The 8,421-nt window shown below is 71.5% G+C and carries 5 protein-coding genes, 1 tRNA gene and 1 pseudogene; 3 read left to right on the top strand and 4 right to left on the bottom strand.

What is annotated here, in order from left to right; genetic code table 11:
• Positions 1-959: RNA polymerase sigma factor (locus JS521_RS30730; protein ID WP_205086204.1), on the bottom strand; the 959-nt coding region annotated here is incomplete at its 3' end.
• A gap of 139 nt (positions 960-1,098) precedes the next feature.
• On the opposite strand from JS521_RS30730, the gene JS521_RS30725 reads away from it, so the two are divergent.
• On the top strand, positions 1,099-2,232 hold the full coding sequence (locus JS521_RS30725; protein ID WP_205086202.1) for a helix-turn-helix domain-containing protein: 1,134 nt from the start codon (positions 1,099-1,101) through the stop codon (positions 2,230-2,232).
• A 60-nt stretch (positions 2,233-2,292) separates the two neighbouring features.
• Here the strand turns inward: JS521_RS30725 and JS521_RS30720 are convergent, their stop codons facing one another.
• A complete protein-coding gene (locus tag JS521_RS30720) occupies positions 2,293-3,513 on the bottom strand; it encodes a S1 family peptidase (RefSeq protein ID WP_205086201.1) in 1,221 nt (406 codons plus the stop codon).
• Between the two features lie 327 nt (positions 3,514-3,840).
• Between JS521_RS30720 and JS521_RS30715 the strand changes: the two genes are divergently transcribed.
• Entirely contained in the window at positions 3,841-4,191 is a 351-nt protein-coding gene (locus JS521_RS30715) for a hypothetical protein (protein ID WP_307847976.1), read from the top strand.
• Positions 4,192-4,833: 642 nt separating this feature from the next.
• Positions 4,834-7,584, top strand: a complete 2,751-nt coding sequence (locus tag JS521_RS30710) for a hypothetical protein (RefSeq protein ID WP_239488068.1) — start codon at positions 4,834-4,836, stop codon at positions 7,582-7,584.
• Between the two features lie 118 nt (positions 7,585-7,702).
• Here the strand turns inward: JS521_RS30710 and JS521_RS30705 are convergent.
• Both JS521_RS30705 and JS521_RS30700 read right to left on the bottom strand, forming a co-directional pair.
• Positions 7,703-7,776 (bottom strand) — tRNA-Ala (locus JS521_RS30705).
• A 107-nt stretch (positions 7,777-7,883) separates the two neighbouring features.
• Positions 7,884-8,421: pseudogene (locus JS521_RS30700) on the bottom strand (hypothetical protein); the annotation flags it as partial.

The following is an 8,421-nucleotide window of genomic DNA, read 5'->3' as shown; positions in this document are numbered from 1 at the left end:
CCCCGGGATTCGGGCGGGGCGGGGGCGGAGGGCCAGATCAGTACGGCGAGGGCGGTCACGGCGGCCGCCCCGGCTATGAGCCCGGCGGCCTTCCCCGCCGAGAAGGCGGCCGGGGCGGCGTGGGACGCGACCGAGGGCGCGGCGGCGGATGCGGTGGCCGGGGCGGCCGATGAGGCGACGGCCACCGCCACCTGCTGCCCGCTGTCGTAGAGCGGCACCACGAGGGCGAGCCCGGAGAGCAGCCCCTCCGGCGGGACCAGCCCCGTACTGCCGTCGGAGCAGGAGGCACAGCCCCGTACATGGCGGGCGATCCGCTTGCGCCACAGCGGCGTCGGCGTACCGTCCCAGTCGCCCAGCAGGTCCTCCAGGGCCGGGCAGCGGGGGTCGAAGGCCAGGGCCCGGACGACCGCGCGGCCGACGTCGAGCTGGTTCTTCACCCGCTGGACGCGTACGGCGGCGTGCTGCGGGGAAAGGCCGAGCGCCTCGGCCAGCTCGGACCGGGTGAGGTCGCCGGTCGTCTCCAGCCACCACAGGGACAGCACATCGCGTTCGGCGTCGTCCAGCCAGCGGGTGGCCTCGGCCGTCTCGCGCCGCTGCCCGGAGAGTTCCAGGCGCAGGATCGTCAGGTCGACGAAGTCGGCGGCCGGATCGGCGGGGTCGTTGGTCTCCTCCAGCGGGGCGGGACGGTGGCCGAGGTTGGACCAGCGGCTGCGGACCTGGTTCATGGCGATGGCGACGAGCCAGGAGCGGAAGCGGGCCGGATCGCGCAGCGCGGGCAGGCCGGAGAGCGCCCGGAGCATGGTCTCCTGCACCACGTCGTCCACGTCCGGATGGCCGTTGAGGGCGCGCCCGACGACGTTGTAGACGAGCGGGAGGTACTGGGCGGCGAGCCGTTCCCCGGCGGCCCGGTCGCCGTTCCTCGCCGCGATGACCAGAGCGGTGCTGTCCACGCCGTTCACGCCCTTCGTTCGGTCCGCCGCCGGAATGTGGGCCAGGTCACGCCTGGGGGATTTGTTATCCGCCACCCGTCCGGTGGTCAACCAGTATGCGGGGGCCCGCAGGCCGTCCCGCCGAGAGGCTGCCGGAAACGGGAGGGACATGTCGAGCGATACGGACACCGACGAGGCGCGCGCCACCGGTCCGGGCTCCACCGAAGCGCGAGCCGCCGATCCGCGGGCTGCGGAGGCGCAATCCACTCCGGCACGAGCCACCCCCGCGCAGCCCACCGAGGCGCACGCCACCGCGGCACGGACGGGCGAGGCCATCACCACCTCGGCCCTGCACGCGGCGGCGACCGGCGCCGACACCTTCCCCGAGGTCCTGCGGGAGGCGCTGAACCGCCGGGGGCTCTCCCTGGAGCGGGTGAGCGAACGGCTCAGGGTGCGCGGCATCACCATCAGCCAGGCCACCCTCAGCAGCTGGCAGCGCGGCCGCAGCCAGCCCGAACGGGCCCGGTCCCTGCGGGCCGTGGACGTACTGGAGGAGATCCTGGAGCTGCCGGCCGGATCCCTGCGCTCGCTGCTCGGCCCGCGCCGTCCGCGTGGCCGGATCACCCCGCCCGGCGCGGAGGGGGCGGCGCTCCAGATCCTCGGGGAGGACTCGGTGGTGGAGAAGGCGCTCGGCGCCCGCTTCCGCCACTTCAACCAGGAGACCAGCTCGCTGATGGTCCACGACATCGTGCGGGTCGGCGAAAGCGGCACGCTGAGCGGGATCTCCACCACGAACGTGCTGCGGGCCAGCCGGCCGGGGGCCGACCGGGCGATCTTCGTGATCAGCTTCGACGACGAGGCGGCCGAGCCCGTCGACATCAAGGTCACCTGCGGCCGCCTCACGGAGGCCACGTACCTGAAGGGGCTCAAGTCCCTGGTGCTGGAGATCCACTTCGGCCGGGAACTGGCCAAGCTGGACACCACGGTGGTGAGTTACGCGGTCGAGGTGAGCCCGTCCGAGACGCCGGCCACGCACTACGAACGCTGGTCGCGGACGAACCTCCACGAATACCTCCAGCAGGTCTTCTTCCACCCCGGCGCCCTGCCCGCCGACTGCCACCGCTATGTCCGGGACAAGGTCGGCGACCCGCCCCGCGGCCGCCGCCGCATCCCGCTGAGCGAGGCGCACGACGTCCATGTGCTGACCTCCCGGTGCAAGCCGGGCGTGCACGGGGTGGCGTGGGAGTACGGGACGGGAACGGGCGGCACGGGGCCAAGTGGAACGGGAGACCGCCCAGGATGAGTGGACGGTCTCCCGCGTCTGGGGGGTGGCCTTTTCTGCCGGCCTTTTCCTGCGGTGGGACTACTTGGTGTTGAGCGTCAGCCCGTAGTACGCGAGGGCGTCGTCGAGCGGCTGGAAGTAGGAGGAGCCGGGCGAGTTGACCTGACCGTTGCAGCGCTGGTTGGTAGGCCCGCCGGACGTCATGCCCTGAGCCTGGTCACCGGAGACGTACGCGCCGCCGCTGTCCCCGCCCTGGGTGCAGACGCTGGAGCTGGCCAGCCCGGTCACGACGGTGTCGGGACCGCCGTTCTGGTCGGTGTAGGTGACGCTGACGTTGTACGAACCGACCTTGCCGCAGGTCCATTTGGTGGTCTGGCCGGACTTGCAGAGCGCCGCACCGGAGGGGGCCCGCTTGCTGCCCTTGACCGGGACGGTGCCGGCCTTGCCGTACGTGGTGATGTCGAGGCCGATGGAGTTGCCGGCGTCGACGGACGCGATGCCCATGTCGACGCTGCGGGTGCCGAGCGCGAACCGGGTGTGGGTGCCCTTGGCGAACCGGGTGCCGTTGTAGGCCAGTTCGGGCAGGTCCTCGATGCAGTGCCCGGCGGTCACGAGCACCTGCTTGCCGCTGCGGTCCTTGGCGCCGTAGCCGACGGAGCAGAGGTAGCCGTTGAAGGTCATGCGGCTGCCGGGCGGAACGACGGCCTGGGTCTCCAGCTTCTCCTGGCCCTTGACGACGCGCACGGCGTCGCCGTTGCTCTGCGCGGCCTTGAGGAAGCTGCGGGTGGCGGCGTCGGAGCCGCCGTTGACCTCGACGGTCACGGTGTCCGAAGCGAGGTCGACGGACCAGGCGGAGACCCCGGCCGGGGCGCTCTTGAGCGCCTTGGCGTCGAGCTGGGCCTTGATCCGGTCGAGCTCGCTCTCACCACGCTCGGGCACCCGGGCCTGGAGACCCGCGGCCCGGACGTCCTTCGCCGCCTCGGCGTCGGCGGCGTTGACGACCAGCGAACCGTCCTTGGCGAAGAAGGCCCCGAGCGTGTCGACCCGGTCCTCCCGCAGCTCCGCGAACCGGTCCTGCTGCTCGGCCTCACGGTCCAACCGCTGCACTGCGGCCTTCTCGCTGACGCCGAGGGTGGTGGCGAGCGCCTTGACCATCTCCGGCTGGTAGGCCGGCGCCGCCGCGGGCGCCGAGGGCTCCTCCGTCGTACCGGCGTAGGCCCCTGTGGCGACTCCGGCCGACAGAAGGGCGCCGATCGAGGCGGCCACGATGTATCTGCGCGCGTTCTTCTTTCCGTGCTTCACGCGATTCCTTCCGCTACGCAGGCGAGCGTCCAGACAATGGGGGGGGTGGCCACACCGCGCCTGGGGAAGCGCGATGTGTTCCATGGACACTGCCCGGCGGCGATGACATGTTCCTGTCGCCGCGCCTCGAACTCTGGCGCAGCCGGAACTCCCGCGACAAGAAGCGACGGTGGGGCTCTTTTCTACAGAACTGGCCGAGAACTGTAGAGAGATCGACGGAAAGCGATGGTGCGGACCATTACGCCGGGAAAATGCGGCAGCGCCGGAGCCCACCCGAACACCCTTTACCAGCAGTAGAGTTGCCTTTCGAACGAGGGGGGCGTCTCCGTGAACAGTGGCCGAAGAGCCGTACTGATGTGGACGGGCCTGGCGGTCGCCGTGCTCGCCGGAGTGCTGTCCTTCCTGAGCTGGGACCGGGCCGACCAGGTGGCCGGAGTGGTCTCGGCCGTGGTGGGCGTGGCCGCCCTGGGAGTCGGCGTGTACGGGGCGCTCGGTCCGCCTCGGAGCCCCGACGTGCAGGTCTCGGCGACGGGAAGGGCGACGGCCCGGGGCGGCGACGCCAACACCGGCTACGCGGCTCCGGCCTCCACCACCCCGCCCGGTTCGGTGTCCGTCAGCGACACCGGCGACGCGGAGGCCGACGGGGGCAGCGCGAACACCGGCTTCCGGCAGGGGTAGCGGCGCGGTGGCCGACGCCAGGATCGGGGTGAAGGGGACGGGCGACGCGTCGGCCGAGGGCGGCGTGGTGTTCGTGAACACCGGCGCGGTCACGGGCGACGTGAGCCTGCATGTCCCCCGCACCGCCGTCTCGGGATATCTGCTCCAGGTCGAAAGGATGGCCGCGGCCGACTTCCGGGGACGTGAGGCCGAGCTTTCGGAGCTGGCGTCTTTCAGTACGGAGGCACGTTCCCCGGGCGTGTCCGGGAAGAACTACTGGCGCTGGCTGGCCCCCGCCTGGGCCGGAAAGTCCGCTCTGCTGGCGGAGTTCGTCCTGAATCCGCCGCCCGGAATCGACGTCGTCGCGTTCTTCATCACCTCCCGCATGGCGGGACAGAACGACGCGGCCGCCTTCTGCGAGGTTCTTCAACGGCAGCTGTACGCCCTGTTGCGGGAGGAGGAGCCGCTGAGCACGCCGCATACACGCGACGAACAGATGCGGCTCGCCCTGGACCGTGCGGCCGAGCGCTGCGCGGCGGAGGGCCGGCGGCTCGTCCTCGTGGTGGACGGGCTGGACGAGGACCACGGCGTCACCGCCGGCCCGGGCTGCCACAGCATCGCCGCGCTGCGCCCCGGACGCCTCCGCACGGCATGCGGATCATCGTGGCCGGACGACCGCACCCGCCCGTTCCGGACGACGTGCCCGGCGACCACCCGCTGTGGACCACGGAGATCGACCACTGGCTGGAACCCTCCCCCTACGCGCAGGCCACCCGCCGGGACGCCGAGCAGGACCTGCTGCGGCTCCTCAACGGCGGCGGGCTGGGGCGTGAGCTGGTCAGCCTGACGGTGGCGGCGGGCGGCGGCCTCAGCGCGAGCGACATCGCGGAACTGACCGGCAGCCGGCCCCGCCTCGTGGAGCGCGAACTGTCCGCCGCCAGCGGCCGCAGCTTCCGCCGCCGCTCCGCGCACTGGACGCCCGGCGGGCCGGAGGTCTACCTGCTGGCCCACGAGGAGATCCAGCGCAGCGCGGCGGACCTGGTCACGGACGCGGAGCTGGCGGACTGCCGCACGCGCCTGCACCGGTGGGCACAGACGTACCGGAGCACGGACTGGCCCGCCACCACACCCGCGTACCTGCTGCGCGGTTACACCCAGCTCCTGCGCGAACTGGGCGATACCGGGCGGCTGGTGGAGCTGGTGTGCGACGCGGCACGGCATGAGCGGCTGTGGCAGGTCACCGGGGCGGACCTGGAGGGACTCGGCGAACTGTCGGCGTCTCTGGACCAACTGCTTTCGGACGGCATGAGAATCGGCGACGCGGACGTCTCCGCCGCTCTGCGCCTGGCCGCCGCCCGCGACGGACTGCACGAACGTGCGGCCGCCCTGCCCGCGGAGCTCATCGGCCTGTGGGCACGGCTCGGACACACAAACCGGGCCATCAGCCTGGCGGAATCGCAGCGGGAGCCGTGGGTCCGGGTGCCCGCTCTGGTGACTGTCGCCGCGTCGCTCGCCGCGACCGGTCGACCGGCCCGTGTGATCGAGCTGACGTACGACGTGGACAGCATCGATGACCGGGACCAATTGCTGGCCGCGATCGCGAAGGGCCTGGCCGAGGCCGGCCAGTACACCGAAGCCCTGGCCATGGCCTCTTGTCTGGAAGACGAGCAACGAGGGGTGGAAGCTCTCGTCGCGACCGTCAGGGCTGCGGCCGATGCCGACGCGTTGGACGGACCGGGTGAGCAGGCCGCTGTCCTCCTCCGCGCCAGCAACGCAGTGCCGGCCGTCGCGATCGTTTCCAGCAGCGTCAAGCAGGGTGATCTATACGCCGACCTGGCCTGCACGTTTTCCCTGCTCGGAGACGACAGACGGGCTCAGGAGGCGATAGAACTGGCCGTTTCCGCCACAAAGGACGCAGAGGTGTTCCGGAAGGCCCAGGGACTAAGTCACATCGCCATACGCCTGGCGAAAGCTCCTCGTCTCACGGCGTCAGCGGTCGGCATCGCCCGCAGGTCGGCCGAGTCGGCCGCGACAGCCGACCCCCAGGAGGTCGGCTGGCTCTTCCCACAGGTCGCCGCCGGCCTGGCGGCGGTCAGGGAACACGAAGGAGCGGCGTGGGTGGTCGGCCACTTCCTTCCCGAGCCGGTCGACCGTGACGAGGGGTTGTGCGCCGTCACGGCAGCCACCGCCGAATCGGGCGACCTGGGCAGAGCCTTGGAGACGGCCGAACAGATCACGACACCGATCTACCGGTCCAAGGCCTTCGCCGCCGTCGGAACAGCTCTGGCGAAGTCCGCGGAACCGGCGCGCTGCGCACACCTGGCCGACCGGAACCTCCATGTGCTCAGCGAAGTGTCCTCCCCTGACTGGCAGGTGGATCTTCGGATCGGCATCGCGGACTCCTTGCTTCGTGCAGGTCACCAGGAGTTCGCCGAAACGGTGGTGGCTGCGGCGACGGACCTCGCACGGGGCAGCCGCGTTCCACGCGGCGAGGTGAGGTCACAGATCGCAGTGGCCGGGGCACTGGCCGCGGTGGACGCCGGAGAAGAGGCGGACACTCTCGTGCGCTGGGCCGAGGCGTCGGCCGAGGCGGAAGTGGGATACCTACGCGTGCTGCGCATGGTGGAGGTGGCCGAGGGCCTGCATCTCACCGGCAGCAACGGCCGGAAGAACTCCCTGCTCACTTCCTTGCTCGACGAAACCTCGCAGAAAATGCATATCTCGGAGTACCCCCACGCCATGCAGAAGATCGCCCAGGCGTTCGACACGACGGGTAGCCCGAACAGGGCCCGAGAGGTGGCTCAGGTTCTCCTTGACGAGGCCAGGGCCTTGGGCAACCCCTCCCAACAGAGTTGGCACATGTACGGAGCCGCGGGCGCGTTCCTCGCGGTGGGGGACGTCGATGAGGCTCTCGCACTCACCCCATCCCTGCCGGAGGACACGGTGCCCGAATTCCTCTCCGGCGTCGTGGCGAAGCTCGTCGAGGCAGGAGATCTGGAACGGGCGGTGCGGCTGACCGAGGAGTTGGCGGACAATCGCGAAGGTGAACGCTGCCTTGGCCACATCGCGGCAGGCGTGGCGTCCACCGGCGATCTCCCCCACGCCGTCGATCTCCTCGACGAGATCTCCGCCCCCGCCCTGCGCGAAAGATGCACGGTCGCCGTCATCCAGGTCGCGGCCCGCTCCGGTGCGACGCAGGAAGCCCGGGACCTCGCCGACGCCATCACCGCCCCGGGCCACCGGAGCAAAGCCCTCGGAGCGATCGCCGACTCGCTGGGCCCCACCCCGGAGGGCCGCGTCCTCCTCGTCGAAGCCCTGGCCCTGGGCCCCTGGGATCAGTTGGTCGAGGCGATCGCCGGGGTCGCGCCCGAGCATCTGCCCCTGCTGGCGGCCCTGTCCCGGAACGAGCGGTAGGCACAACCCGGGACAGGGGCCGGCGACGCGCGTCCGGAAACGACGAGATCCCGCCCCGCCTTTCGGCGGAACGGGATCTCGTGACGTTTCTTGAGAGCTACTCAAGAACTGTCGGTTGTGGACCTGTGGGGATTTGAACCCCAGACCCCCTCGATGCGAACGAGGTGCGCTACCAGACTGCGCCACAGGCCCTTGCGACGTGTGAAACTCTAGCACCCTCACGGGGGTGCTTGGAAATCCGTTCCTCCGCTGGTCAGCGGCGTCGGGTTTCCCGGTGCCCCCGGGCGTCCCCGGGGGCCTCACTCATTGGCCGCACGCGGCCGGTCCTCGTCGTCGTACTGGTCGAAGAGCGGGGTCCGGCCCCGGTCGCGGTTGCGGCGGGACTGGTTCGTGCGCTGGCGCGGGGCCGGGTCGACCGCGGGGGGCGTCGGGTGCGACGTGCCCGTCTGAGTGGGCTCGGCGGTGCTGGAGCGGGCCGCGCTCCAGGTCTCCGGGTCGCCGACCTCCACACCGCCCGTGGCCCGGGGGGCGACGGGCGCGGTGACGTAGGTGGGCAGCGGTACGGGAACGGGCTCCCAGCTGTCGCCCTGGACGCGCCCGCGTTCGCGCTGCTGGTCCACCCACTCCGCGTGGTCCGTCTGCTCGACCAGGGCGCGGCGGCCAGCCTCCTGGGGGGAGACCGTGGGGGTCGGCTCCGGCTCCGGGTGGTGGGCTTCGGAGTCGTCGTCGGGCTCTGCGGGGGCGGGGGCCGCGGGCTGGTTACAGAGCGGGCGGTTCTCGCGGAGCCGCTGCGCCGCGTCCGCCGCCCGGCGGCGGGCCAACGTGTAGGCGGACCGG

The sequence above is a fragment of the Streptomyces durocortorensis genome, assembly GCF_016901035.1.
Classification (GTDB): Bacteria; Actinomycetota; Actinomycetes; order Streptomycetales; family Streptomycetaceae; genus Streptomyces; species Streptomyces durocortorensis.
This window is presented reverse-complemented; position numbering and strand designations above follow the sequence as displayed.